This is a genomic window from Microbacterium sp. NPDC089696, assembly GCF_044749125.1.
Taxonomy (GTDB): Bacteria; Actinomycetota; Actinomycetes; order Actinomycetales; family Microbacteriaceae; genus Microbacterium.
In genome coordinates this window covers 719726-746017 of sequence record NZ_JBIVHF010000002.1, presented here as the reverse complement: position 1 = coordinate 746017, position 26292 = coordinate 719726, and the positions used below count along the sequence as shown (strand labels likewise).

Here is a 26292-nt window from a genome sequence, read left to right as displayed (position 1 = left end):
TCGCGACCCCGCCCAGTAGGCTCGCCTCATGAGCCTGCCGGAAAGCCCTTCCCGCGCGCGCCCGCCGCGTCCCGCGCGCGGCGCGGCCCCGACCCTGCACGACGTCGCCCGCGAAGCCGGGGTCTCGCTCGCGACCGCCTCGCGCGTGCTCAACGGGTCGGATCGCAAGGTGGCCGAGTCGTTCCGCGAGAAGGTCGAGCAGGCCGCCGCGTCGCTCGGCTACACGGCGAACGTGTCGGCGCAGGCGACGGCCCGCGGCACCTCCCCGGTCATCGCCCTGCTCGTCGCCGACATCGCCGACCCGTACTTCGGCCTCATCGCGGCGGGCGTCGCGCGCGGAGCGGACGAGCACGGTCTCGTCGTCACGATCTCGATCACCGAGCGCGACCCCGCGCGTGAGGCGCGCATCGTCCGCGCGCTTCGGGGGCAGCGGCCGCAGGGACTGATCATCGCCGCTTCGAGGACGAGCGGGGACTCGGATGCCGACACGATCGCTGAACTCGACGGCTTCGCGCGCTTCGGCAGTCGCGTCGTCACCTTCGGCGCGCGGGTCGGCGAGAACCGGCACGTCGAGATCGACAACCGCTCGGGCGCCGAGGACCTCGGCCGCCGGATGGCCGACCTCGGCTACCGGTCGGCGATCGCGCTCGCCGCCGCGCCGGGAATCCTGACGTCCGACGAGCGTCTCGCCGGGTTCCGCAGCGGATTCGAGGCGGGCGGGGGGACGGTCGACCGTGTGCTGCGCGGGGACTTCCGTCGCGATGCCGGTGCCGAGGCCATGACGGCCGCGCTCGTGGACGGGGTCGAGCCCGGGACGCTCGTCTTCGGCATGAGCGACGTGATCGCGATCGGTGCCATGGCGGCCATCCGCGACGCCGGGCGCGAGGTCGGCGGCGACATCGCGGTGTGCGGTTTCGACGACGTGCCGTCCAGTCGAGACGTGACCCCGGCGCTCACGACCGTCCGCGTGCCGCTGAGCGACATCGGCTATCAGGCGTTCCGCGCCACGATCGACGTCGACTGGGAGCAGACGCCGCTGCCGCTCGAGGTCCTCGTGCGGTCGAGCACTCCCGGGCGGTCGAGCACGCCGGTGGTCGGCGCATGACCCGCGTGGTGCTGGCGCCGGACAGCTTCAAGGGCACGATCACGGCCGCGGACGCCGCGGCGGCGCTCGCCGACGGCTGGGCCACGGTCGACCGCGACGCCGAGTTCGTGCACCGTCCGATGGCGGACGGGGGAGAGGGTACCGTGGCCGCGTTCGCCGCCGCGGTCCCCGGAGCTCGCCGGATGCCCGTGACGGTCGACGGTCCGGCCGCGAGACCTGTCGAGACGTCGTGGCTCCTGCTGCCTCCCGACGCCGACGCGCCCGGAGGGACCGCCGTGGTCGACCTCGCCTCGACCTCGGGCATCGAGCTGCTCGACGAGCTGCGCCCCTGGGACGCCGACACCACCGGCTTCGGCCAGGCCATCGCCGCGGCGCTCGATCACGGCGTCTCGCGCCTCGTCGTCGGCATCGGATCCAGTGCCTCCACCGACGGCGGCACGGGGATGCTGTCGGCGCTCGGCGCCCGGTTCCTCGACGCCCACGGCATCCCTGTCGCCCGCGGGGCGCGTGGTCTCGCCGACATCGCCACTGTCGACCGGAGCGCGCTGCGCGCGGCCCCCGAGGTGCGCGTGCTCACCGACGTCACGAACCCGCTGACCGGCCCACGCGGCGCAGCGACCGTGTTCGGCCCCCAGAAGGGTCTCGACTCGGTCGACGACATCACGACGGCGGATGCCGGGCTCGCGCGCCTCGCCACCCTGCTCGACATCGACCCGACTACCCCGGGCGCCGGGGCGGCCGGAGGCACCGGCGCGGCGCTCGCGGTCTGGGGTGCGACCCTCGCACCCGGGGCCGCCGAGGTCGCCGAGCTCATCGGCCTCGAGGAGGCCGTCCGCGCAGCCGACGTCGTCATCACGGGCGAAGGCTCGTACGACGGTCAGTCGGGCGACGGCAAGGTCCCCTCGTTCCTCGCCGGGATCGCCGCCTCGTCCGGAGCGACCGCCCTGCTCGCGGCCGGACGCATCACCGCGGATGCCGACACGGCGCTGTTCGCGGCATCCGCGTCGCTCACCGCGCTCGCGGGTTCGTCGGATGCCGCGCTCGCCGAGCCCGCCCGCTGGCTGCGCGAGGCCGGCGCCGCGCTCGCCCGCACGCTCTGAGCCGCGCCGACCCGCCCCCCCGAACTCAGCCCTCGAGCGCGGCCGAGACGACGGCCCTGGCCTCGTCCTGCACCTGGGCGAGATGCTCGGGGCCTCGCAGGCTCTCGGCGTACAGCTTGTAGACGTCCTCCGTGCCGGACGGGCGTGCCGCGAACCACGCGTGCTCGGTCTGCACCTTGAGGCCGCCGATCGCGGCGCCGTTGCCCGGAGCGTGCGAGAGCTTGGCCGTGATCTCCTCGCCCGCGAGGGTCGTGGCGGTCACCGCATCCGGCGCCAGCCTCCCGAGCGTCGCCTTCTGCTCGGGCGTGGCTGGCGCGTCGACCCGCTGGTAGGCGGAGGAGCCGAACGCCTGCTCCAGCTCGGCGTACCGCTCCGAGGGGGTCTTGCCCGTCACGGCGATGATCTCCGCGGCCAGCAGGCAGAGCAGGATGCCGTCCTTGTCGGTCGACCACACCGATCCGTCCTTGCGGAGGAACGAGGCGCCGGCCGACTCCTCCCCGCCGAACGCGACGCTGCCGTCGAGCAGCCCGGGGACGAACCACTTGAACCCCACGGGGACCTCGAGCAGGCGGCGGCCCAGCGACTCGGCGACGCGGTCGATGATCATCGACGACACGAGCGTCTTGCCGATCGCGGCGTCCCGCGGCCACTCGGCGCGGTGGGAGAACAGGTAGTCGATCGCGACCGCGAGGTAGTGGTTCGGGTTCATGAGCCCGGCGTCGGGCGTGACGATGCCGTGGCGGTCGGCGTCGGCGTCGTTGCCCGTGAGCACGTCGAAGTCGCCCTTCTTCGCCACGAGCGAGGCCATCGCCGACGGCGACGACGGGTCCATGCGGATCTTCTCGTCCCAGTCGAGCGTCATGAAGCGCCACGTCGGGTCGACCTCGGGGTTCACGACCGTGAGGTCGAGGCCGTGCACCTCCTTGATCAGCTGCCAGTACTCGACCGAGGCGCCGCCGAGGGGGTCGGCGCCGATGCGCACGCCTGCGGATCGGATCGCATCGACGTCGATGATCGACGACAGGTCGCGCACGTACGCGTCACGGAAGTCGTAGCCGGGCAGAGCATCCCAGTCGATGTCCGAGAACCGCTCGCGCTTCACGCCGTCCAGCCCCGCGGCGATCAGCTCGTTCGCGCGGTCTGCGATCCAGCCGGTCGCGTCGGTGTCGGCGGGGCCGCCGTGCGGCGGGTTGTACTTGAAGCCGCCGTCGCGCGGCGGGTTGTGGCTCGGCGTCACCACGATGCCGTCGGCCCGACCTGCGTCGTCGGCGGCGCGGCCGCGGTTGTGGGTGAGGATCGCGTGGCTGAGCGCGGGCGTCGGCACCCAGGCGTCGCGGGAGTCGACGCGCACGTCGACGCCGTTCGCGACGAGGACCTCGATCGCACTGCGCTCGGCCGGCAGCGACAGTGCATGCGTGTCGCGGCCGAGGAACAGCGGACCGGTGATGCCCTGTGCGGCGCGGTAGTCGACGATCGCCTGCGTGGTCGCGAGGATGTGGTGCTCGTTGAAGCTGCTCGACAGCGACGACCCGCGATGACCGCTCGTGCCGAACACCACGCGCTCCGCCGCGACGGCGGGATCCGGCGTCCGGTCGTAGTAGGCCGCGATCAGCTCGTCGACGTCGATCAGGTCTGTGTCCTCCGCGGGGAGGCCGGCGCGGCTCGTCATGCAGACAGTCTGCCCCCATCTCGGCGTCCGCGCACGCCGATGACGGATGCTTGACACGGGGCGGATCCGCGGTCCCGACGCGTGCCCTACAGTGAAACGCGTGACCGAACGCCGCACCTACAGCTATCTGGGACCCGCAGGAACGTTCACGGAAGCGGCGCTCGAGCAGGTCGCCGAGGCCCGCGGACAGGACTGGCGGGCCGTGCACAACGTCGGCGAGGCGCTCGCCGACGTGCTCGAGGGGCGCAGTCACGCCGCCATGATCGCGATCGAGAACTCGGTCGAGGGCGGTGTGTCCACCACGCAGGACGCCCTCGCCACCATCCCCGGACTCCGGATCATCGGCGAGTACCTCGTGCGCGTGAACTTCGTGCTCGTCGCCCCGCGGGGCACCTCGCTCGCCGATGTGAGCGTGATCGCCGCGCATCCGGTCGCCTACGCCCAGTGCCACGGGTGGCTCGGGGAGCACCTGCCCTCCCACTCCCACGTGCCCGCGGCGAGCAACGTCGCCTCCGCCATCGGGGTGCTCGACGAGTCGCTGCCCGCGCAGGCGGCCATCGCCGCTCCCGGAGTCGTGAAGCACCTCGACGTCGACGTGCTCGCGACCGACATCGGCGACAACGCGCAGGCCGTCACGCGGTTCGTGCTGGTCACGCGCACGACGACGGCTCCGGAGCCCACCGGTGCGGACAAGACCTCGCTCATCGTCGAGCTCCCCAACGACCACCCGGGATCGCTCCTCGAGATGCTCGAGCAGTTCTCCACCCGGGGGATCAACCTCTCGCTGATCCAGTCCCGTCCGATCGGCGATGAACTCGGCCGCTACCGGTTCGTGATCGACGCCGACGGGCACGTCTCCCACGAGCGCATGGCCGACGCGTTGCTCGGCATCCGCCGGTTCAGCCCGCGCGTCGTGTTCCTGGGGTCGTACCCGCGTGCCGACCGCCAGATCGTGCAGTACCCCGACCGCTATGCGGACGACGTGTTCGTCGAGGCGCGCGACTGGCTGCGCGGCATCCTCTCCGGCGAGCCCGAGGCGTAGCCCGCGCGGGCATGCCCCCGGGCCTCGGCTCAGTGCTCGCGGAACATCGGCCAGTCGCTGCCCGGCCGCATCTTCGCGTGCAGGGCGCCCTTCGCCGACGCGAGGCTCGGGTACGTGCCGGATGCCGCATCCGAACCCGCCATCACGACGGTGTACCCCTCGTCATCGTGGCGGATGCTGCCGACCACGCCGTTCGTTCCGTATGCCACCCAGAGGGCCAGGGTCTTCGTGCTCATGGTCGAACCCCTTCCGTTGCCGCTGACGCTACGCCCGCGGACGCGCGAAAGCCACCCCTTGCGGAGGGCGGGTCGGATGCCGCGGGGGCCTAGAGTGCGGCGGCGATGAGCTCGAGCGTCTGCGCGCGACCTCCCGCGGCGTCGCGCGGTTCGGCCTCGTAGGCTCCGGCGACCGGCGACAGCATGACCTCGTCGACGCCGTGCGTCGTCGCGAACGTCTGCAGCTCGGCCGCGACGGACTCGCCCGTGCCGACGATCCACCGCGAGCGCGCGGCCTCGACGACCTGCTGCTCGGCGGCATCCATCTCGGCGGCCTGCGCTTCCTCGACGGTCTCCAGGGCGATGAGCGGCTTGTTCAGCCGCAGCCGCGCCATCATGCGCAGCTGCGGCAGGGCGCGGGCCTCCGCTTCCTCCTGCGTCGGCGCGGCGACGGCGTTCACGGTGAGGAACGTGCGGGGCTCGGGGTGCTCCTCGCTCGGCCGGTACGAACTGCGGTACAGGTCGAGCGCGCGTTCGAGGCCCTGCCCCGAGAAGTGGTTCGCGAACACGTAGGGCAGACCGTGCGAGGCGGCCAGCTGCGCGGAGTAGTCGCTCGATCCGAGCAGCCAGATCTCCGGGGCGCCGGTCGCGGCAGGCGTCGCCCGCACGGTGTACTCGCCGCCGGACGTGAAGCGCACGGTGGCGCCCTCATCCGAGGTGAGAGCCCCGATGTCCTGCACATGGCGCGGGAACTGCTCGACGTCGCTGGTCGTGCCCGATCCGCGGAGCAGCTGCGTGATGACGGGGTCGCTGCCGGGGGCGCGACCGAGCCCCAGGTCGATGCGCCCCGGTGCGATGGCCTCGAGTGCGGCGAACTGCTCCGCGACGATGAGCGGCGCGTGGTTGGGCAGCATCACGCCACCGGAACCCAGGCGGATGCGCGCGGTGCGCATCGCGGCGGCGGCGATCAGCACGGGGGGAGTGGTCGACGCGACGGCCGGCATGTTGTGGTGCTCGGCGAACCAGTAGCGGCGATAGCCCAGCCGGTCGGCCGCCTCGGCGAGAGACAGGGAGGCCGCGATGGCCTCGGCGCTGGTCTGCCCGGTGCGCACCGGGACGAGGTCGAGGACGGAGAGAGCAGTCACCCCCAGTCCAACCCGCAGACGGCGGCGCGCATTCCCCGCGCAGTATCTTGAAGGGCATGGATGCCGAGATCTTCTATGTGCTCGTCGGTGCGGTGGTCGTCGCGGCGGTGGCCCGATGGCGCGGCTGGCCCGCACCGCTGCTCGTGACGGTGGTCGCGCTCGCGGCATCCTTCCTGCCCTTCGTGCCCGACGTCGACATCGACGGGCATCTGCTGCTGAACCTCGTGTTGCCGCCGCTGCTCTACTCGGCTGCGCTCGACGTCTCGTTCGTGGGGTTCAAGCGCAGCCTCCCGCAGATCCGCCGCCTCGGCATCACACTCGTCCTGCTGACCTCGCTCGCGGTCGGGCTCGTGGCGTGGTGGATCCTCCCGTCGCTGACGCTGCCCGGAGCGCTGCTGCTCGGCGCGATCGTGGCCCCGCCCGACGCGGTGTCGGCCGCCGCGATCGGCCGCAAGCTCGGTCTGCCCCGCCGCATCATGACGGTGCTGTCGGGCGAGAGCCTCATCAACGACGCGACCTCGCTCACGCTGTACCGGGTGTTCGCGGCGATCATCGCCGGCGCGACGCTCACGGTGTGGGACGGCGTGTGGCAGTTCCTCCTGGCGGTCGGAGTGGGCGTCGTCGTCGGGCTCGTGTTCGGCGCCGTGCTGCACCAGCTGCGCATGCGCGTGAACGATGCGGTCGTGATCGGCACGTTCGGGCTGCTGGCGCCGTTCGGGGCCTACGCGATCGCGGAGCACCTGCTCGGATCGGGTGTGCTCGCAGTCGTCGCGATGGGCCTCTTCGTCGGCTACAACTCCCCGCGCACCGACTACACGACCCGTCAGCAGGAGAAGCCGCTGTGGCTGTCGGCCGACCTGCTGCTCGAGAGCTTCGTGTTCGCGTACATCGGCCTGCAGTTCCCGCGGGTGCTGAGCGACCTGAGCGGCGAGGAGGTCCCGCGCATCCTGCTGCTGTCCGGTGTGGTGCTGCTGGTCGTGCTCGTGATGCGTCCGCTGTACGTGTATCCGACGAACATGTGGTCGAATTTCCAGGACCGCAAGCGCCTCGAACGGTGGGATCGCAGCGTCGCCTCCGGGGCGTTCGACGAGCGGCGGCGCGAGTCGAAGCGCTGGAAGGAGTACACCCCTGAGGAACTGCGGTCCAAGATCGTGCGCGACCGCATGGCGGGACTGCAGCTCACCTGGAAGGACAACGCCGTGATCTCCTGGGCGGGGATGCGCGGCGTCGTGACGCTGGCGACCGCGCTCGCCGCCGCCGACCTCGCGGGACTCTCGACCGAGCCCTCGCACGCGATCGTCGTCGTGGCCTTCATCGTCACGGTGGGCACGCTGCTGCTGCAGGGCCTCACCCTGCCGATGCTCATCCGTCGGCTCGGCATAGCGACGGACTCCGAGGAGGAGGAGGACGAGCGCGCGCTCGAGGCCGTCAAGGAGAAGAGCCGGGCGGCCGGCAAGGAGTTCCTCACCGCGAAGCGCGCCGAGTGGGAGGCGAAGCACGGACCCGCCGACCTCGACATGTTCGACGCGTTCACGAAGCGCATGACCCGCGTGCAGAAGGACACGGACGAGGCGCAGGAGGTCGAGGATGCCGCGGTGCACCGGCCCTCGTTCGACGACCTCGTGGCGCTCTCGCGCGGGTGGCTGCAGGTGCGGCGCGACATCCTCGTGCAGGAGCGCGACGCCGGCAACCTCGACGAGGAGGTCATGCGCGAGCTCATGACCGCGATGGATGCCGAGGAGCTGGCGCTCGACACCCGCGGCGCCACCCGCCAGCAGGGCCGCGCCTGAGCATCCTGTCCTGATCCCGCCGGGTCCTGCCGACACCTCGTCTGGGCGTCGAAACCCACCACTCCCGCCGAAGCCCACCACGCCGGACGCCGCTACTGGTGGGCCTCGACGCGGGGGGTGGGTTTCGACGACAGTGACGGGGATGTGCAACGGCTGGGGGACGCGGGCTGGGGCGGGGATGCAGAAGCGCCCCGCCCCGGGAGGGGCGAGGCGCTTCGGGACATGCGGGTCAGCGAGTCGCGGCGGGCTCCGTCTCGGATGCCGCGGCGTCGGCCTCGGGCTCGTCGTCGGTGTCGTCGGCGAACGGCAGGCCCTCGCGGGGTGCGTTGTAGAGCTCCTCGTTGAGGATCCCTTCGCGCTTGGCGACGATCGCGGGCACGAGCGCCTGACCGGCGACGTTGACCGCGGTGCGGCCCATGTCGAGGATCGGGTCGATCGCGAGCAGCAGGCCGACGCCCTCGAGCGGCAGTCCGAGGGTCGACAGCGTGAGCGTCAGCATGACGGTCGCGCCCGTGGTTCCGGCGGTGGCGGCGGAGCCGACCACCGAGACGAGGACGATCAGCAGGTACTGCACGAAGTTCAGTTCGATGCCGAAGAACTGCGCCACGAAGATCGCGGCGATGGCCGGGTAGATCGCGGCGCAGCCGTCCATCTTGGTGGTCGCGCCGAACGGCACCGCGAACGACGCGTACGAGCGGGGCACGCCGAGGTTGCGCTCGGTCACGCGCTCGGTGAGGGGCAGCGTGCCGATCGACGAGCGGCTGACGAAGCCGAGCTGCACGGCGGGCCACACGCCCGAGAAGTACTGCTTGATCGACAGGCCGTGCGTCTTCACCAGCACGGGGTAGACGACGAACAGCACGATGGCGAGGCCGATGTAGATCGCGATCGCGAACCAGCCGAGCGCGGCGAGCTTCTCCCAGCCGTACTTGACGACGGCCGCGCCGATGAGGCCGAACGTGCCTATCGGGGCGATGCGGATGATCCACCACAGCACGCGCTGGATGACCTTGAGCAGCGACTCGGTGAACGCGAGGAACGGCTCGGCCTTCTTGCCGGCCTTCAGTGCCGCGATGCCCACGGCGACCGCGACGACGATGACCTGCAGGATGTTGAAGTTCACGCTCGAGGAGAACGTGCCCTCGACCGCGCCGGGATTGGTGCTCACGCCGATCCCGAGGAAGTTCTGCGGGATGAGGCCGAGCAGGAAGTTCCACCAGGTGCCGACCGTGTACGGGTCGCTGGGCTCGAGGCCCTCACCCGCGCGGGAGCCGGGCTGGATCACGAGGCCCAGCACGATGCCGATCGTCACGGCGATGAACGCGGTGATCGCGAACCAGAGCAGCGTCTGCCCCGCGAGGCGTGCGGCGTTCTGCACGCGGCGCAGGTTCGAGATGCTCGCGACGATCGCGGTGAAGATCAGCGGCACGACGGCGGCGCGCAGCAGCGTCACGTAGGAGCTGCCGATCGTGTCGAGCGTCGCGGAGAGGCCGTTCGGGCTGTCGGCGGTGGCGCCGAGCTGGCGGGCGATGAGGCCGGCGGCGATCCCGAGGACGAGGGCCGCGAGGATCTGGAAGCCGAACGAGGTCAGCAGCTTCCGGACCGGCCCGCGGGTGTCTGGCGCCTTGACGGCGCGCGCGGTGGTGCTCATGGGGTGGGGACTCCAGGGTCGTTGCGCGTCTGGGGGCGCGCGTGGACGGATCGATGCGCGCGAAATGCACGCCATATCGGTCAACGCTAGGAGCGCCCTGACATTCCCCGGGCCGATGTGACGAAGGATGACGGATGCCGCGGCATCCGTCATCCTTCACGTTCCGAGGCGTCGCCTCAGGCCGCGCACTCCTGCAGGTGATCCGCGATCACCTTCGTCGTGATGTCCTTGTCCTCCTGGTTGGCCTGCTTGTCCTCGCCGTTCGCGAGGTAGTTGAGCGTCTCGTCGCTGAGGTCGGAGTCGACCAGGTACTCGGCCAGGCACTGCGAAGCATCGGCGTCGATCGTGTCGCCGAAGCCCTGCTCCTCGAAGACCTTGCCGATTCCGGCGGCGACGTCGTCCGCCGACGGTCGGGGTGCGGCTCCGCCGCAGGCGGCGAGCGAGAAGGCGAGGGCCGCGATGGGCAGGGCGAGGAGGATGCGGGAGGCGGGGCGCAGGTTCCGGTCGTTGAGCTTCATGCCTCGACCGTATCCATGCACAGGGGATTCATAGAAGGGGGTTGCATGGGGAGAAATCCCCACTCCCCGGCTCTGTCGCCGCCGCGCGCGGAGTGCCACGATGGCGTCATGTTCATGGTGACGACGAACGACATCCCCGGCTACCGCATCACCCAGGTGCTCGGGGAGGTCATGGGGCTGACTGTGCGCTCGACCGACTTCGGTCAGGGCTTCACCGCAGGGTTCCGCTCGCTCGGGGGCGGTGAGATCCCCGAGTTCACGCAGGTCATGTACGAGGCGCGCCAGGTCGTGATGGGCCGGATGTGGGCCGAGGCGCAGCAGCGCGGCGGCAACGCGATCGTCGCGATGCGCTTCGACGCCGGCTCGATCGCGAACTTCACGGAGATCTGCGCCTACGGCACCGCGGTGGTGGTCGAGCCGCTCGCGTCCGCCGCGGCATCCACCGCCCCGCAGCCTCCCCAGCCGCCGGTCGCCTGACGGCACGCCGACCGCCCGGCATCCGCTCGCTGTCCGGCATTCGTTCCGGTCGCACTTCGTTCCGGGTCGCACATCGTTCCGGGTCGCACATCGTTCCGGTCGCACTTCGTTCCGGGTCGCACATCGTTCCGGTCGCACTTCGTGCCGCCCGTGTCGGATTCCGACGGCACGAACTGCGACCCGGCGCGCCGGCGGTGGCACGAACTGCGACGGGAAGCACGTGCGGAGACCGTCGAGGTCCTCGGAGCGGCGACCCGAGCCCGGATCAGGCGAGCACGAGCAGGTCGCCGACCTCGCACTGCAGCGCCTCGCAGATCGCGCGCAGGGTCGAGTAGCGGATGGCCCTGGCCCGGTCGTTCTTGAGCACCGACAGATTGACGATGCTCACGCCCACGCGTGCGCTCAGCTCGGTCAGCGTCATCCCGCGCTCGGCGAGCAGCTCGTCGAGACGGCAGTGGATGCCGGTGAGCTCGTCGTCGCTCTCGGCCGGGCTCACACGAGCCCCCGGGTGTCGTCGGCGAGCGTCTCGTTCTCGCGTTTCAGCGCATCGCGCTCCTGCTGCAGACGGATGCCGTGGCGGAACACCGCGGCGAGCGCGGCGAGGAAGAGCGCACCGGCGAACGGCAGCATCGTCACGGTGAGCTGGTACGTCGACGGGTACCACGCGTAGTCCGAGGGAGAGAACACCTCGCGCAGAGCCGCCGTCGCGGTGATCCCGCCGAGCAGATCGTGGGCGATCCCGATCACGAGGACGGCGATCGCGCCGCCCGTGAGCGTGCGCGGAAGTGTCGCCGAGAAAGCGCGACCCCGCAGCGTCCGGAAGCAGACGATCGCGAGCAGGGCGATGGGGATCGTCCACAGGAGGACGGTGCTGATCTGCGACGATGCTGCGAGCATCCGCAGCCCGAGGGAGGCGTGCGCGACGGTCAGGTCCGACAGCGCCGCCGAGGAACAGCGCAAGGTCGGGGTGCTCGAGGCCGGGGCATCCCCTCCGTCGTCGCGGGAACACGGCAGGTCCGCGGGCCAGTCGATCGACGTCCCACTGGGGCCGGGCACTTCCGCCCAGTCGACCGTGAAGGCCTTGATGACGAAGATGACGATGCTCGCCGCTGCCATCACGAGCCAGAGTCCCGTGATCGCGAGGGTCGCGTCGAGCGCGATGGTGCGGCTGCCGCGCAGACGTCCCGCGAGCGCGATGACCGCGACGATGAGCGCGAACACCCCCAGCGCGATGCCGATGCTCGCGAGTGACGAGTCCAGCGTCTCGGCTCCGAAGCTGAACATCAGACGAGTCCCTCCGTCTCCTTCTGCAGGCGGTCGCCGATCGAGAACACCGTGGTGATGAGCGCGATCACGAACGCCGCGAGGATGAAGGGAAAGGGCTCGACGGTGATGACGGCGTTGTCGATCGCGTTGTCCGTGAGGCGCGACACCGTGGCGTTCGCGAGCATGTTGTCGAAGAATCGCACGCCGGAGAAGCCCAGGAGGCCGGTGATGCCGGCGGTCGCGACGAGCGCCGTGCGCCCGCGGCCGAAGATCCTCCCGCCGATGGTGCTGCGCGCGAGGAGGATCAGGCAGGCGATCACGACGACGACCGCGATGATCTGCACGACCTGCGCGAGAATTCCCGGAACGACGGCGACGAGGGGGAGCTGCGGGGCGAGGATCGTGCCGCTGTCGAGTGCGACCGGGATCGTGCCGCCGGTCGCCAGGGGGAGATCGACGCTGTCGCCGAGGAACTCGATCGGCACCGCGACATCGGTCCCGCGCGCCAGCTCGACGATGCGGGTGATCGAGAAGACCGTGAAGTACAGGGCGATCACCACACCGGCGATACAGAACCCGACGAGGGATGCGACGTCGCCGCGGCTCAGCGTGCGGTCGTTCTTCGTGGAGGACATCGTCCGCTCCTTATCGACTATCGTTGTTACCGACAATCGTTAACATATCGACTCTCGATATGCGCGTCAACACCGGCATCCGCATCTGTCCGTCTCCGCCCGTCGCCGCACTCCCTCGCCGGCCGTCATGGCACTATGCCGACGGCGAACACGGGCATACCACCCGCGCGCGGTGGTTACTCTCGATGTACAAGCGCTTCATGCGTCTTCGCCAGTGTCGAACAACACGTGCGAATAAAGGAGTCACAGCATGTTCGAGAGATTCACCGACCGAGCCCGTCGTGTGGTCGTCCTCGCCCAGGAAGAGGCGAAGATGCTCAACCACAACTACATCGGCACCGAGCACATCCTGCTCGGCCTCATCCACGAGGGTGAGGGCGTCGCCGCCAAGGCGCTCGAGAGTCTCGGCATCTCCCTTGACGCCGTCCGCGAGCAGGTCCAGGACATCATCGGCCAGGGTCAGCAGCAGCCGACCGGGCACATCCCGTTCACGCCGCGCGCCAAGAAGGTGCTCGAGCTCAGCCTCCGCGAGGCCCTCCAGCTCGGCCACAACTACATCGGCACCGAGCACATCCTGCTCGGCCTCATCCGCGAGGGCGAGGGCGTGGCCGCCCAGGTGCTGGTCAAGCTCGGCGCCGACCTGAACAAGGTCCGTCAGCAGGTCATCCAGCTCCTGTCCGGCGCCCCCGGACGCGAGCCCGCCGCCGTCGGCGCGCAGTCGAACGACACCCCGAGCGCCCAGGGCGGCTCGCAGGTGCTCGACCAGTTCGGCCGCAACCTCACGCAGGCCGCGCGCGACAACAAGCTCGACCCCGTCATCGGGCGCGAGAAGGAGATCGAGCGGGTCATGCAGATCCTCTCGCGTCGTTCCAAGAACAACCCCGTCCTGATCGGCGAGCCCGGCGTGGGCAAGACCGCCGTCGTCGAGGGCCTCGCGCAGGCCATCGTCAAGGGCGACGTGCCCGAGACGCTCAAGGACAAGCAGCTCTACTCGCTCGACCTCGGCTCGCTCATCGCCGGTTCCCGCTACCGCGGTGACTTCGAGGAGCGTCTGAAGAAGGTCACGAAGGAGATCCGCACGCGCGGCGACATCATCGTCTTCATCGACGAGATCCACACCCTCGTGGGTGCGGGCGCTGCCGAGGGCGCGATCGACGCCGCCAGCATCCTCAAGCCGCTCCTCGCGCGCGGCGAGCTGCAGACCATCGGCGCCACGACCCTCGACGAGTACCGCAAGCACTTCGAGAAGGATGCCGCTCTCGAGCGCCGCTTCCAGCCGATCCAGGTGAACGAGCCGAGCCTGCCGCACGCGATCAACATCCTCAAGGGGCTGCGCGACCGCTACGAGGCGCACCACAAGGTGCAGATCACCGACGGCGCGATCGTCGCGGCGGCGAACCTCGCCGACCGCTACGTGTCGGACCGCTTCCTGCCGGACAAGGCCATCGACCTGATCGACGAGGCCGGCGCCCGCCTGCGCCTGTCGATCCTCTCGAGCCCGCCCGAGCTGCGCGAGTTCGACGAGAAGATCGCCGCCGTGCGCGAGCAGAAGGAGATCGCCTCCGAGGAGCAGGACTTCGAGAAGGCCGCCTCGCTGCGCGACGAGGAGAAGAGCCTCCTCGCGGAGCGTCTGCGCCTCGAGAAGCAGTGGCGTTCGGGCGACGTCGCGACCCAGGCGGTCGTCGACGAGGGCCTGATCGCCGAGGTGCTCGCCCAGGCCACCGGCATCCCCGTGTTCAAGCTGACCGAGGAGGAGTCCTCGCGGCTCGTCTTCATGGAGAAGGCGCTGCACCAGCGCGTCATCGGTCAGGAGGAGGCCATCGCGGCCCTCTCCAAGACGATCCGTCGTCAGCGTGCGGGCCTCAAGGACCCGAAGCGCCCGTCGGGCTCGTTCATCTTCGCCGGCCCCACGGGCGTCGGAAAGACCGAGCTGGCCAAGGCTCTCGCGGAGTTCCTGTTCGACGACGAGGCCGCGCTGATCTCGCTCGACATGAGCGAGTTCGGTGAGAAGCACACCGTCTCGCGTCTGTTCGGTGCCCCTCCCGGGTTCGTCGGATTCGAAGAGGGCGGCCAGCTCACCGAGAAGGTGCGCCGCAAGCCGTTCAGCGTCGTGCTCTTCGACGAGATCGAGAAGGCGCACCCGGACATCTTCAACTCGCTCCTGCAGATCCTGGAAGAGGGTCGTCTGACCGACGGCCAGGGTCGCGTGATCGACTTCAAGAACACCGTGATCATCATGACCACCAACCTCGGTGCGCGTGACATCGCCGGCGGTCCCGTGGGCTTCCAGATCGAGGGCAGCAACGCCACGACCTACGAGCGCATGAAGGGCAAGGTCAACGAGGAGCTGAAGCGCAACTTCAAGCCCGAGTTCCTGAACCGCGTCGACGACATCATCGTGTTCCCGCAGCTGAACAAGGAGGAGCTGGTGCAGATCGTCGATCTGTTCACCAAGCGCCTCGGCGAGCGTCTGCTGGACCGCGACATGACGATCGAGCTCTCGCTGGCCGCCAAGGAGCGCCTGATCGAGATCGGGTTCGACCCGGCGCTCGGCGCCCGGCCGCTGCGTCGCGCGATGCAGCACGAGGTCGAGGACCGTCTGTCGGAGAAGATCCTGCACGGCGAGCTCAACCCCGGCGACCACGTGAAGGTCGACGCGAAGGACGGCGAGTTCCTCTTCGACCACGGACCCCGTGGCGAGAAGGTCGCGGTCGGCGTGAACACCGGTGGCGGCGAGATCTCCGCGACGCCGGACCTCGCGATCACCGGCAACGACTGAGATCGACACCGAAGGGGCGGATGCTGCGGCATCCGCCCCTTCGTCGTGTCCGGCGGGCGATCAGGCGGACGGTTCTAGGCTGGAGGACGTGAGCGAGTACATCGTCCGTCCGGCGCGCAGCGCCGACGTCATCGGCATCAGCGCCCTCCTGCGTCCGATGGTCGAGCAGCGCATCCTGCTCGGCAAGGACCTCGCGGTCCTGTACGGCGCCGTGCAGGAGTTCGTGGTCGCCGAGGCCGACGGCGAGCTGATCGCCTGCGGGGCGCTGCACGTGTTCTGGGAGGACCTCGGCGAGGTGCGCACGCTGATGGTGCGCGACGACTGGCTGCACCACGGCGTCGGCGGCGCGATCGTCGGGCGCCTCGAGGAGCAGGCGCGCGAGCTCGGTCTCAGCCGCCTATTTTGCCTCACCTTCGAGGTCGCGTTCTTCGGACGTCGCGGCTACACGCCGATCGGGGAGCAGGTCGTCGACCCCGACGTGTACTCGCAGCTCCTGCGCAGCGGCGACGCGGGTGTGGAGGAGTTCCTCGACCTCGCGCACGTCAAACCGAACACGCTCGGCAACACCAGGATGCTGAAGCGCCTGAACTAACCTGGGATCATGCCCCGCCAGTCCGCCGCCGTCTATCGTCGCCGGCGCATCGTGGCGCTCATCGGGCTCGTCCTCTTCGTCGCGTTCGTGGGCCTCTCGGCCTGGCTGCTGATCACGCGGCCCTGGGCGGCGGAGACCGACGCGTCGCCCGTGCCGACCTCGACCGGCACGCCCACGCCCAGCGTCACCCCGACCCAGGGCACGGAGTCGCCGTCGCCCGATCCGACGGCGGAGGAGACCCCCGGCGTCGTGGCGTGCGAGGCGAAGGACATCGTCGTCACCGCGGTCACCGACGCCGACACGTACGCGGCCGGCGTACTGCCGAACCTGTCGATCTCGCTCACCAACAACGGAGCGACGGATTGCACGATCGACGTCGGGTCGACCACGCAGGTGTTCACGGTGTCGAGCGGCGCCGACGTCTGGTGGCGTTCGACCGACTGCCAGGAGAATCCGAGCAGCATGATCGCGACGCTCGCGGCCGGCGCGACGGTCGCGAGCAAGGTCCCGGTCGTGTGGGATCGCACGCGCTCCAGCGTCGAGACCTGCGCCCAGGAGAACCGTCCTCGGGCGCCCGGCGGGGGCTCGTCGTATCACGTGGCGGTCGAGATCGGCGGTTTCGCCGGAGCCGCCACGAAGCAGATCCTGCTGTACTGATCCGCGGTCGCGGCGGTTCGACACCCCCGAATACCTACCTGCACTCAGTATCGGGGCTGACACCCCGCTTTCTTTGGGATACCATTGGAAACGGCTCTCTGATCATGCGGCGCTCATGCCATCCCCAGTGGCGTCGACTCACAGCGTCCCCAGCGCTTCGACACTTGCCGCGCGAGAGCCCGAGGGCCCTCTCGAGTACCCCAGTCCCCAATGTGGGACTCGAGAGGGCCCCAATCACCTCCCGGGCGGATTCCGACGCGACGCCGTGCGCACCGTGAATAAGCTGGAGTCATGGCAGCGAAGAAGGCGAAGGCCGGCAGCAGCAAGCCCGCACCCGAGGACTTCCGGTCGGATGCTCTCGCGCAGGCCCTCGAGAAGCAGGACGTCGCGGCCGTCGCGCTGGCGCTCCGCCACGGCACCACAGTCGTGCCGTTGGTGAAGCCCGGAGCGCGTGACAACCCTCTCGACAGCGGGGAGGTGTGGACCTACCGGGACCCGTCGAGCGGCGACCTCGCCCTGCTCCTGTTCAGCGACGCGAAGAACAAGCCCGCGAACCTCCCGCCCGGCGTGGGCATCTACTCCGCCGACTGGCTGCGGAAGTTCCTGACCTCGCACCCCATCACGACGGTGTTCCTCGACATCGCGGGCCCGCATCCCATGCAGGCGTCTCCCGAGGAGATCCTCAAGGCGCTCGACGCCTGACGTCAGAACGGCGGGATGTCGGCCTCGCGTCGGCGTGAGGTGTTGCGCGCGCGGACATCGTCGAGCGCAGCACGCAGCGTCTTCGACCGGTCGTCGACGACCTGCTCGTAGCCCAGGCGCGCGGCCTCGGACCGGCGCTGCGTCGACTGCGTCACGGGACGGATCTCGCCCGCGAGGCTGAGCTCGCCCACCGCGGCCACCGTCCGCGGAACGGAGATCTGCTGGATCGACCCGGCCACGGCGATCGCGATCGCGAGGTCGGCCGCGGGTTCGGTGAAGCGCACTCCGCCGACCGTGGACACGTACACGTCGAGCGTGCTGGTCTTGATGCCGGCGCGGCGCTCGAGGATCGCGAGGACCATCGCCACGCGCGAGGAGTCGAGCCCGTGCACGACCCGCCGCGGGTTCGGCGCGGTGGTGCCCACGGTGAGCGCCTGCACCTCGACCGGCAGCGCGCGACGGCCCTCGAGGGAGATGGCGACGCAGGTGCCGGGTTCGGTCGCGCCCTGCGACAGGAAAAGGCCGGACGGATCGGGCACCTCGGCGATGCCGTCGCCGGTCATCTCGAAGCATCCCACCTCGTCGGTGGGGCCGAAGCGGTTCTTGAGCGCGCGGATGAAGCGCAGCGTCGTCTGGCGGTCGCCCTCGAAGTGGCACACGACGTCGACGAGGTGCTCGAGCACCCGGGGGCCGGCCACCTGACCGTCCTTCGTCACATGCCCGACGATGATGACCGGGAGGCCCCGTTCCTTGGCCACGCGGATCAGCGTCGCGGCGACCTCGCGCACCTGACTCGGCTGGCCCGCGGCCCCGTCGATGAGCGACGACGACACGGTCTGCACGGAATCGACGATCACGAGCTGCGGAGCGACATCGTCGATGTGGCCGAGGATCGTCGCGAGATCGGTCTCGCTCGCGAGGTACAGCTCGTCGTGCAGCGCACCCGTGCGCTCGGCGCGCAGTCGCACCTGGGCGGGAGACTCCTCGGCGCTCGCGTACAGCACGCGACGGCCCGACTGCGCCGCCTTCGCCGCGACCTCGAGCAGCAGGGTCGACTTGCCGACCCCGGGCTCGCCGCTCAGCAGGATGGCGGCGCCGGGCACGATCCCGCCGCCCAGTACGCGGTCGAACTCGCCCACGCCGCTCGTGCGTCGGGGCGCATCGGTCGTCGTGATCTGCGTGATCGGTCGTGCCGCACGGTCGGCCGACGGCGTGAGCGGGGTCACGCGGCTGAGGATGCCGGTCTGCGCACTCTGCTCCTGCACCGTGCCCCACTGCTGGCACTCGCCGCAGCGGCCGACCCACTTCGCCGTCGTCCATCCGCACTCGGTGCAGACATACGCGGGAGGAGCGGGTTTACGGGCAGCCATGCAGCCAGGCTATCGCCGGCATCCGACATCCCTATCGCTGCGCGCATTATTCACGGCCGAAGCCCTCGATGTCGCGCAGCGGCCACGGGATACTGGAGCCATGGCCAACGGAGCGCCCGTGTGCGGGCCGATCTCGACGTTCTCCCGGGTGCGAATCCTGCACCTGGTGCAGAGCCGCGCGGAGCGCACGATCGGCGAGCTGTGCGACGCGACGGGCCTGCACGCCAACACGGTCCGCGAGCATCTGCAGCGTCTGATCGAAGGCGGCTACGTGATCCAGGTCACCGAGCGCCGCACGACCCGGGGCCGGCCGCGCATCCTCTACAGCGCCGCGACGGGGACGGGCGACGCCTCCAGCCCCATCGCCCGAGGCAAGGCGAAGGCCGCGGCCCAGCGCGGCGACCTGCTCCGCCGGATGCTCCCGGCATCCGCCTCCGTCCTGGGTCGTGACGCGACCTACCAGCTGGACGCCCTGATCGAACACTTGGAGGAGAGCGGCTTCGAGCCCGTCGTCGATGACGAGCAGCTCACGGTCGACCTCACCCCGTGCCCGCACGCCGCGGGCCGCGCCGAAGACCGCCCGATGCTGTGCTCCGTGCATCTCGGCCTCATGCAGGGGGTGCTCGCCGAAGCGGGCGGGCCGCTCGCTGCCGAGGCCGTGCGCGCCTCCGGACTCCCGGAGGAATGCACCGTGCAGCTGCGTCTGACGGAGATGACCGCCGCCTAGGCGACCATCTGTCCTCCCCGACCGGCGACCCCACGAGGGTCATCGGTCCCCGATCCGCGCGGCCGCAGGCTCAGAAGAAGGAGTGGCCACCATGGAATGGCTCGACCCGCTCGCCCTCTCGCGATGGCAGTTCGGTCTCACGACCGTCTACCACTACCTGTTCGTGCCGCTGACGATCGGCATGGCGCTCGTCGCCGCGATCTTCCAGACCGCGTGGGTGCGCACCGGCAAGGTGCAGTACCTCCACCTCACGCGGTTCTTCGGCAAGATCTTCCTCATCAACTTCGCCATGGGCGTCGTGACCGGCATCGTGCAGGAGTTCCAGTTCGGCATGAACTGGTCGGACTACTCGCGCTTCGTCGGCGACGTGTTCGGCGCCCCGCTCGCGTTCGAGGGTCTGCTGGCGTTCTTCTTCGAGGCCACGTTCATCGGCCTCTGGATCTTCGGCTGGGACAAGCTCCCGCAGAAGCTGCACCTCGCCACGATCTGGTGCGTCTCGATCGGCAGCATCCTGTCGGCGTACTTCATCATCGCGGCGAACGCGTTCATGCAGAACCCGGTCGGCTACGTGTTCAACCCCGAGACGAACCGTGCCGAGCTCACGGACTTCTGGGCGCTGCTGACGAACCCGGTCGCGCTCGCCGCCTTCCCGCACACGATCTTCGGCGCGCTGATGTTCGCCGCCGGCGTCGTGATCTCGGTGTCGGCCTGGCATCTGGCCCGCGGTCAGCACTTCGACACCATGCGCATCTCGCTCAAGTTCGGCCTCTGGGCGATGATCGTCTCGACCGCGGGCGTCGTGCTCACGGGCGACCAGCTGGGACTCGCGATGTACGCCGCGCAGCCCATGAAGATGGCCGCGGCCGAGGCGACCTTCAACACCGTGTGCGGACCGGATGCCGCGTTCAGCCTCTTCACGCTCGGCACGCCCGACGGCAGCTCCGAGCTGTTCAGCATCCGGGTGCCGTACCTGCTGTCGCTGCTGTCGACGCACACGTTCGACGCCTGCGTGCACGGCATCAACGACCTCAATGCCGAGTACGCCACGACCTTCGCCGACACCGGACTCACCGAGTTCGCGCCGATCCTCTGGGTCACGTACTGGGCGTTCCGCTGGATGATCGGCCTCGGCATGGCCGCCGGCCTCGTCGCCGTCGTCGGCCTGTGGCTGACCCGCAAGGGCGCCAAGAAGGCCCCGGCGCCGTGGATGTGGAAGCTCGCGATCTGGTCGTTCCCACTCGCACTCGTCGCCAACATCATGGGCTGGGTGTTCACCGAGATGGGTCGACAGCCGTGGATCGTGTTCGGCCTCATGACCACGAAGGACGGCGTCTCGCCCGGCGTGACCGGCGTCGACGTGCTCATCTCGCTCATCGCGTTCACGGCGATCTACGCGTCGCTCGCGGTCGTCGAGGTCCGACTCATCGTCAAGGCCGCGCAGAAGGGCCCTGACACCGACGAGCAGCCCCACGAGGAGACGGCCCAGCTGCCGTCTGTCGTGTACTGAGAGGAAGGAACACCATGGATCTCGCAACGCTCTGGTTCTTCATCGTCGCCTTCTTCTTCGTCGGCTACTTCGTGCTCGACGGCTTCGACTTCGGCGTCGGCATGTCGCTGCCGTTCCTCGGCAAGGACGACGTCTCGCGCCGCCAGGTGATCAACACGATCGGCCCGGTGTGGGACCTCAACGAGACGTGGGTCATCGTGGCCGGCGCCGTGCTGTTCGCGTCGTTCCCCGAGTGGTACGCGACGCTGTTCAGCGGGTTCTACCTGCCGCTGCTGCTCATCCTGCTCGCACTCATCCTGCGCGGCGTCTCGTTCGAGTACCGCCACCAGCGCGACAGCCTGAGGTGGAGGCGCGGCTTCGACCGCATGATCGTGATCGGCTCGGTCGTACCAGCGCTGCTGTGGGGCGTCGCGTTCGGCAACATCGTGCAGGGCGTCGCGCTCGATGAGAATCACATCTATGTGGGCGGGTTCTTCGCGCTGCTGAACCCGTACGCGCTGCTGGTGGGCGTCACCACGCTGCTGCTGTTCTTCCTGCACGGCGTGCTGTTCGTGGCGCTCAAGACCGACGGTCCGGTGCACGAGGACGCGCACCGGCTGGCGAAGCTCGCGGCCGGTCCCACGATCCTCGCCGCCGCCGGCACCGTCGTGTGGACGGCCGTGATCGCGATGAACCGCGAGGCGCCGCTGCTGTGGCTCGTGATCGGGGCCGGCGCCCTCGCCGCCGTGGCGCTGATCGCCGCGGTCGGGTTCTCGATGCTGCGGCGCGACGGCTGGGCGTTCGTCGCCGGGATGGTCACCGTGATGCTCGCTGTCGTGATGCTGTTCGCCGCCCTGTTCCCGTACGTCATGCCGTCGACCATCGCCGATGCGAACAGCCTGACGATCGCGAACGCGTCGAGCACGCAATATACGCTGGAGATCATGAGCTGGACCGCGCTGATCGCGACCCCGCTCGTGCTCGCCTATCAGGCGTGGACCTACTGGGTGTTCCGCAAGCGCGTCACCCGCCGTTCGATCGAGGGGGCTCCGGCGCACGCGTGAGTGAACTTCGAGGTTCCGGTCGCACTTCGTGCCGCGAGTCCGTCTCGGCAGCGGCACAGACTGCGACCGGAGCGGCAGTCGGGGCGCACGCGTGAAACCCGTCGACATCCGGCTCATCCGGTACGCGAGCGCGGCACGGGGGTTCCTCGTGCTGTCCGGCCTGATCGGCGTGCTGCAGACCGCGGTCGTGATCGCCTTCGCCTGGATGCTCACGGATGCGGTGACCGGCGCCCTCGCCGGCCGGGACGTGACGGCGTCCCTGCTCTGGCTGCTCGCGCTCGCGGCGCTGCGCGGCGGGTTGATCGCGGCGTCGGACGCCGCGGGCATGCGCGCCGCCGCGAAGACCGGGATGCAGCTGCGATCGGCGCTCATCGCCGCGATCGGGCGTCTCGGACCCGGATGGCTCGCGCAGCGCAACGGGGCGGGGCTCGCGGTCACCGCCGGGCACGGCCTGGAGGCGCTCGACGCGTACTTCGCGCGCTACATCCCGCAGCTCGTCCTCACGGTCGTGGCCACGCCCGTGATCCTCGTCGTGATGTGGTGGCAGGACTGGCCGAGCGGACTCACCGCCGCGATCACGCTGCCGCTCATCCCGCTGTTCCTCATCCTCATCGGCATCGCGACCCGCACGGTGCAGCGTCGCCAGTGGCAGACGCTGCAGCACCTGGCCGCCCGGTTCGCCGACACGGTGCAGGGACTCGCGACACTGCGCCTGTTCGGCCGGGAGGGGCGAGCGGCGGCGCAGATCGAGCACACCGCCGACGAGTACCGCCGCGAGACCATGAAGGTGCTGCGTTTCTCGTTCCTCTCGGGCTTCGCGATGGAACTGCTGTCGTCTCTCGCGGTCGCGCTCATCGCCGTGGCCGTCGGGTTCCGGCTGCTGTCGGGCGACCTGTCGCTCGAGGTCGGGCTGTTCGTGCTGCTCCTGGCCCCCGAGGCCTTCCTGCCGATCCGCCAGGTCGGGGTGCAGTTCCACGCCGCCGCGGAGGGCGTCGCCGCGACCGAGGACGTGTTCGCGGTGCTCGACGAGGCGGGGGATGCTCGCCAGTCGCCCCTCCACCGGCCGCCCCGCGAGGAGCGCAGCGACGAGACGAAACGCGCCGCACGCACCCTGATCGTGACCGACCTCCGCGTGCGCGACCTCCCGCCCGTGTCCTTCACGGCCGATCCCGCGACGATCACCCTGATCGAGGGGCCGAGCGGCGCCGGCAAGTCGAGCCTGCTCGCGGCGCTCCGCGGGGCGGTCGCGTTCGACGGCACCGCGACCGTCGGCGGCGTCGACGTCCGCGACCTGTCGCCCGCCGACTGGCTGGCCTGGGCGGGGCAGCGGCCCCAGCTCAGCCGCGGAACGGTGGCCGAGAACGTGGCGCTGGGCGACCCGGAGCCCGATGCCGAGCGCATCCGTCGCGCCCTCGACGACGCGTGTGCCGATGAGGTCGACGCCGCGCTCGAGCTGGGCGTGCAGGGGAGCGGTCTGTCGGGCGGTCAGGCGCAGCGGGTCGCGGTCGCGAGAGCGCTGCACCGGCAGGCGCGACGGCCGGATGCCGTGCTCGCGCTCGACGAGCCGTCCAGCGCTCTCGACGCCGACACCGAGCGGCGCCTGTGGACGACGCTGCGCGCGCGAGCGGATGCCGGGGCCACCGTGCTCCTCGTGTCGCATCGACGGTCGGCGCGCGACATCGCCGACCGGATCGTGGAGCTGGGGGTGCGGGTATGAGCACCGGCATCCGGTCCGTCGCGCGCGTCGACCGCGTCCGCGAGGTGCTGCGGCTCGCCCAGCCGCCGTTCCTGCGTTTCCTCCCCGGTCTCGTCTGGGGTGTGCTCTCGGCCGGAGCGGCCGTGAGTCTGCTGGCGGTGAGCGGCTGGCTGATCGTGAGCGCGTCGATCGTCGACTCCCTCGTGCCGCTGTCGATCGCGGTCGTCGGGGTGCGGTTCTTCGCGGTGACCCGGGCCGTGACGCGGTACCTCGAACGTCTGAGCGGGCACGACGCGGCGTTGCGGCAGCTCGCCTCGACGCGGGCCGACATGGTCCGTCGGCTCACTCCGCTGTCGCCGGCCGGGCTCGGTCGCACGGATCACGGACGCGTCCTGTCCGCCCTCGTCGACGACGTCGAGAACCTGCAGAACCTGCCGCTGCGCGTCGTGCAGCCGCTCGCGGTGTCGGGTGCGGTCGCCGTGGGAGCGGTCGTCTTCCTGCTGTTCGTCTCGGTGCCCGCAGCCCTCACGCTCGCGGTCTGCCTCGTGGTCGCCGCGCTCGCCGCGGTCGGACTCGGCTGGCTGTTCGGCTCGCGCGCCGAGGCGGTGGTGTCGGAGCGGCGGGGCGACCTCGCGGCCGCGCTCACCGACTACGTGGGCGGTCTCGACGTGCTGCTCGCCTACGGGGCCGAGCCCGAGGCGCGGGAGCGCGTACGACGAGCGGATGCCGCGCTGCGGCGTGCCGTGGGGCGGGCGTCGCTCGCGCAGGCCGTCGCGGCGGGAGTCGTCTCGGCCGTGGCCGGTGCGGCGTCGGTGTGGGCGCTCGCGGCCGCCGTACCCGGCCTCGGCTCGGCGATCGACGGTCCGTGGCTCGCCGTCGCCGTGCTCGTGCCGATGGTGGTGTTCGAGGTGTTCGGTGCGGTGCCGATCGCCGCGGCATCCTGGCGGAGCGTGCGATCGAGCGCCGAGCGCATCGTCGATGTGCTCCCCGACCGGATGCCGGAGCAGCTGCGTCCGGATGCCGGGGTCGACGACGCGGTGGACGGGTCGCCGACGCTGCGACTGCGTGACGTGCGGGCGGACTGGCCCGGCGGCGCTCCGGCGCTGCGCGGCGTGGACCTCGATCTGCATCCGGGGGAGCGCGTGCTCGTGTCCGGGCCGAGCGGTGCGGGCAAGAGCTCGCTCGCGGCGGTGCTCGTCGGATTTCTGCGCGCGGAGGGCTCGTACAGGGTCGGCGGGGTCGAGGCGGCCGCGCTGTCGGGTCCGGCGCTGCGGCGCACGATCGGCCTTTGCGAGCAGAGTCCGCAGCTGTTCGACGAGGACATCCGTCAGAACCTGCTGTTCGCCCGGGACACCGCGACCGACGACGAGCTGCTCGGCGTGCTCGACCGGGTCGGCCTGGGGGAGTGGGTGCGCGAGCGCGGGGGCCTCGACGCGCGCGTCGGCGACCGTGGCGGGCTCGTGTCGGGCGGGCAGGCGCAGCGGATCGCCCTCGCCAGGGCGCTGCTGCGCGGCTTTCCCGTGCTCGTGCTCGACGAGCCGACGGCGGGCGTCGACCCCGATGCCTCGGATGCGCTGCTCGCGGACCTGCTGAGCGCGGCGGGGGAGCAGTCCGTGCTGCTGATCTCGCATGTCGCTCCGCCGGCCGGATCGGTCGACCGGGTCGTGCGGCTGGAGGACGGCCGGACCGTCTGAGGTTCGCGTCGGCGAGCACAGCTTCGGATCCGGCGGGTGACGCGCCGACGGCATCCGTGCCGTGACGGCGTGTCGCCGGCGATGTCCGAAACTGTGCCCGGCGGGGTTACAGTCCGGTCAGACGTTGAGGTCGGCTCGCGGCTCCATGACGATGCCCTGAGCCTCGAAGGCGCGGCGGCGCTCCTCGATGCGGCGGTGCAGCTCGACCTGGGCGTCGTCGATCAGCTGGGCGTCGAGCTCGACCGTCGCGGGATGCGGGTCGCCGTGGTTCGCGGTGATGTACGCGTCGAGCTCGGGGCCGGACGTCCACGACGTGATGAGCGCGAATCGCGGTGCCACTCCGCGGTGCCAGACGGCGTGCCAGAAGCGCTGGGTGTCGACGATGATGCGCGACCCCGCGTGCAGCGGCAGGCGGATCTCGGTCGCCGGGTCGAAGCGGTCGCTGCGGAGGACGAGCAGCGAGTCGGGATCGTCGGTGAGGTTGTAGTAGCCGCGCACGACCCACCCGGTTCCCTCGTCGTTGAGGCGGTTGTTGTCGTCCTGGTGCAGGTTGTAGATCGCGTCGGCGTAGGTGTTCGGCTGCAGCTCGATCACGCGGCAGCGTCCGACGCCGGCACCGGGCTCGAGCGCGCGGCGCTGCAGGGTCGGGGCGATCGCCACCTGCGACGGCACCCACACGCCGTCCTTGTCGGTGCGCGGAGGCGTCTGGTTCCAGAACCCGTTGCACTCGATCTCGCCCGCATAGCTCGCGAGAGGTGCGAAACGCGTGACCCCCGACGACCTCCACCCGATGTACTCCAGGTCGAGCCATTCGGCGGGGTCGGATGCCTGGTCGTGGTCGTCGAGCACGACGTAGCCGGTCTCGGCCAGCGCCTCTGACGTGATGTAGCCCATGTGCGCATCCCTCCGTTG

General features: G+C 70.4%; 24 protein-coding genes. 14 read left to right on the top strand and 10 right to left on the bottom strand.

What is annotated here, in order from left to right; all coding sequences use genetic code 11:
- The first annotated feature begins 28 nt into the window (after nucleotides 1–28).
- Together ACIPY8_RS14020 and ACIPY8_RS14015 are read left to right on the top strand one after the other, a co-directional pair.
- Entirely contained in the window at nucleotides 29–1105 is a 1077-nt protein-coding gene (locus ACIPY8_RS14020; protein ID WP_400819285.1) for a LacI family DNA-binding transcriptional regulator, read from the top strand.
- Complete coding sequence (locus tag ACIPY8_RS14015; protein WP_400819282.1) at nucleotides 1102–2205, top strand: glycerate kinase; 1104 nt, start codon at nucleotides 1102–1104, stop codon at nucleotides 2203–2205. The genes ACIPY8_RS14020 and ACIPY8_RS14015 overlap by 4 nt, the downstream gene beginning before the upstream one ends.
- Before the next feature lie 25 nt (nucleotides 2206–2230).
- Here ACIPY8_RS14015 and pgm read toward each other — a convergent pair whose 3' ends face one another.
- Nucleotides 2231–3874: a phosphoglucomutase (alpha-D-glucose-1,6-bisphosphate-dependent) gene (pgm, locus tag ACIPY8_RS14010; RefSeq protein ID WP_400819279.1), complete on the bottom strand. Its 1644-nt coding sequence runs from the start codon at nucleotides 3872–3874 to the stop codon at nucleotides 2231–2233.
- 46 nt (nucleotides 3875–3920) lie between these two features.
- Between pgm and pheA the strand changes: the two genes are divergently transcribed.
- Nucleotides 3921–4916 (top strand): prephenate dehydratase, encoded by a 996-nt coding sequence (gene pheA, locus ACIPY8_RS14005; protein WP_400819277.1) that lies wholly within the window; start codon nucleotides 3921–3923, stop codon nucleotides 4914–4916.
- Between the two features lie 29 nt (nucleotides 4917–4945).
- Here pheA and ACIPY8_RS14000 read toward each other — a convergent pair whose 3' ends face one another.
- Both ACIPY8_RS14000 and ACIPY8_RS13995 read right to left on the bottom strand, forming a co-directional pair.
- Nucleotides 4946–5152, bottom strand: a complete 207-nt coding sequence (locus ACIPY8_RS14000) for a methyltransferase (RefSeq protein ID WP_400819274.1) — start codon at nucleotides 5150–5152, stop codon at nucleotides 4946–4948.
- An 89-nt stretch (nucleotides 5153–5241) separates the two neighbouring features.
- The gene (locus ACIPY8_RS13995) at nucleotides 5242–6282 is read right to left on the bottom strand and encodes an LLM class flavin-dependent oxidoreductase (protein ID WP_400820342.1); all 1041 of its coding nucleotides are present in this window, start codon (nucleotides 6280–6282) and stop codon (nucleotides 5242–5244) included.
- A gap of 50 nt (nucleotides 6283–6332) precedes the next feature.
- Between ACIPY8_RS13995 and ACIPY8_RS13990 the strand changes: the two genes are divergently transcribed.
- On the top strand, nucleotides 6333–8066 hold the full coding sequence (locus ACIPY8_RS13990; protein ID WP_400819272.1) for a cation:proton antiporter: 1734 nt from the start codon (nucleotides 6333–6335) through the stop codon (nucleotides 8064–8066).
- Nucleotides 8067–8295: 229 nt separating this feature from the next.
- Here ACIPY8_RS13990 and ACIPY8_RS13985 read toward each other — a convergent pair whose 3' ends face one another.
- Nucleotides 8296–9717: a dicarboxylate/amino acid:cation symporter gene (locus ACIPY8_RS13985; RefSeq protein ID WP_400819269.1), complete on the bottom strand. Its 1422-nt coding sequence runs from the start codon at nucleotides 9715–9717 to the stop codon at nucleotides 8296–8298.
- A gap of 176 nt (nucleotides 9718–9893) precedes the next feature.
- Nucleotides 9894–10235: a hypothetical protein gene (locus tag ACIPY8_RS13980; protein ID WP_400819267.1), complete on the bottom strand. Its 342-nt coding sequence runs from the start codon at nucleotides 10233–10235 to the stop codon at nucleotides 9894–9896.
- A 108-nt stretch (nucleotides 10236–10343) separates the two neighbouring features.
- Between ACIPY8_RS13980 and ACIPY8_RS13975 the strand changes: the two genes are divergently transcribed.
- Complete coding sequence (locus tag ACIPY8_RS13975; protein ID WP_400819264.1) at nucleotides 10344–10712, top strand: YbjQ family protein; 369 nt, start codon at nucleotides 10344–10346, stop codon at nucleotides 10710–10712.
- A 265-nt stretch (nucleotides 10713–10977) separates the two neighbouring features.
- Here ACIPY8_RS13975 and ACIPY8_RS13970 read toward each other — a convergent pair whose 3' ends face one another.
- Genes ACIPY8_RS13970 through ACIPY8_RS13960 form a run of 3 tightly spaced genes read right to left on the bottom strand, consistent with a single transcriptional unit; the run spans nucleotide 10978 to nucleotide 12613 of the window.
- On the bottom strand, nucleotides 10978–11208 hold the full coding sequence (locus ACIPY8_RS13970; RefSeq protein WP_400819261.1) for a helix-turn-helix domain-containing protein: 231 nt from the start codon (nucleotides 11206–11208) through the stop codon (nucleotides 10978–10980).
- The gene (locus ACIPY8_RS13965) at nucleotides 11205–11996 is read right to left on the bottom strand and encodes a hypothetical protein (RefSeq protein WP_400819258.1); all 792 of its coding nucleotides are present in this window, start codon (nucleotides 11994–11996) and stop codon (nucleotides 11205–11207) included. Before ACIPY8_RS13965 ends, ACIPY8_RS13970 begins: the two co-directional genes overlap by 4 nt.
- Complete coding sequence (locus tag ACIPY8_RS13960; protein WP_400819255.1) at nucleotides 11996–12613, bottom strand: hypothetical protein; 618 nt, start codon at nucleotides 12611–12613, stop codon at nucleotides 11996–11998. The genes ACIPY8_RS13965 and ACIPY8_RS13960 overlap by 1 nt, the downstream gene beginning before the upstream one ends.
- 250 nt (nucleotides 12614–12863) lie before the next feature.
- On the opposite strand from ACIPY8_RS13960, the gene ACIPY8_RS13955 reads away from it, so the two are divergent.
- The 4 genes from ACIPY8_RS13955 to ACIPY8_RS13940 all read left to right on the top strand — a co-directional run bounded on the left by ACIPY8_RS13955 (nucleotide 12864) and on the right by ACIPY8_RS13940 (nucleotide 17343).
- Nucleotides 12864–15392: an ATP-dependent Clp protease ATP-binding subunit gene (locus tag ACIPY8_RS13955; protein ID WP_400819252.1), complete on the top strand. Its 2529-nt coding sequence runs from the start codon at nucleotides 12864–12866 to the stop codon at nucleotides 15390–15392.
- An 88-nt stretch (nucleotides 15393–15480) separates the two neighbouring features.
- Nucleotides 15481–15984 (top strand): amino-acid N-acetyltransferase, encoded by a 504-nt coding sequence (locus ACIPY8_RS13950; RefSeq protein ID WP_400819249.1) that lies wholly within the window; start codon nucleotides 15481–15483, stop codon nucleotides 15982–15984.
- Between the two features lie 9 nt (nucleotides 15985–15993).
- Nucleotides 15994–16641, top strand: a complete 648-nt coding sequence (locus ACIPY8_RS13945; RefSeq protein ID WP_400819246.1) for a hypothetical protein — start codon at nucleotides 15994–15996, stop codon at nucleotides 16639–16641.
- 291 nt (nucleotides 16642–16932) lie between these two features.
- A complete protein-coding gene (locus ACIPY8_RS13940; RefSeq protein ID WP_400819244.1) occupies nucleotides 16933–17343 on the top strand; it encodes a dehydrogenase in 411 nt (136 codons plus the stop codon).
- Nucleotides 17344–17345: 2 nt separating this feature from the next.
- Here the strand turns inward: ACIPY8_RS13940 and radA are convergent, their stop codons facing one another.
- Nucleotides 17346–18713, bottom strand: coding sequence for a DNA repair protein RadA (gene radA / locus ACIPY8_RS13935; protein ID WP_400819242.1), 1368 nt, complete (start codon nucleotides 18711–18713; stop codon nucleotides 17346–17348).
- 100 nt (nucleotides 18714–18813) lie between these two features.
- Here radA and ACIPY8_RS13930 point away from each other — a divergent pair, with 100 nt between their 5' ends.
- From ACIPY8_RS13930 to cydC, 5 genes are all read left to right on the top strand, one after another.
- The gene (locus ACIPY8_RS13930) at nucleotides 18814–19440 is read left to right on the top strand and encodes a helix-turn-helix transcriptional regulator (protein WP_400819240.1); all 627 of its coding nucleotides are present in this window, start codon (nucleotides 18814–18816) and stop codon (nucleotides 19438–19440) included.
- Between the two features lie 91 nt (nucleotides 19441–19531).
- Nucleotides 19532–20947: a cytochrome ubiquinol oxidase subunit I gene (locus ACIPY8_RS13925; RefSeq protein ID WP_400819238.1), complete on the top strand. Its 1416-nt coding sequence runs from the start codon at nucleotides 19532–19534 to the stop codon at nucleotides 20945–20947.
- A gap of 14 nt (nucleotides 20948–20961) precedes the next feature.
- Complete coding sequence (gene cydB / locus ACIPY8_RS13920) at nucleotides 20962–21990, top strand: cytochrome d ubiquinol oxidase subunit II (protein WP_400819232.1); 1029 nt, start codon at nucleotides 20962–20964, stop codon at nucleotides 21988–21990.
- A gap of 91 nt (nucleotides 21991–22081) precedes the next feature.
- Nucleotides 22082–23707, top strand: a complete 1626-nt coding sequence (gene cydD / locus ACIPY8_RS13915) for a thiol reductant ABC exporter subunit CydD (RefSeq protein WP_400819229.1) — start codon at nucleotides 22082–22084, stop codon at nucleotides 23705–23707.
- Nucleotides 23704–25380 (top strand): thiol reductant ABC exporter subunit CydC, encoded by a 1677-nt coding sequence (cydC, locus tag ACIPY8_RS13910; RefSeq protein ID WP_400819226.1) that lies wholly within the window; start codon nucleotides 23704–23706, stop codon nucleotides 25378–25380. The genes cydD and cydC overlap by 4 nt, the downstream gene beginning before the upstream one ends.
- 117 nt (nucleotides 25381–25497) lie before the next feature.
- On the opposite strand, the gene ACIPY8_RS13905 is transcribed toward cydC, so the two are convergent.
- Entirely contained in the window at nucleotides 25498–26274 is a 777-nt protein-coding gene (locus ACIPY8_RS13905) for a hypothetical protein (protein ID WP_400819223.1), read from the bottom strand.
- Nucleotides 26275–26292 lie beyond the last annotated feature (18 nt).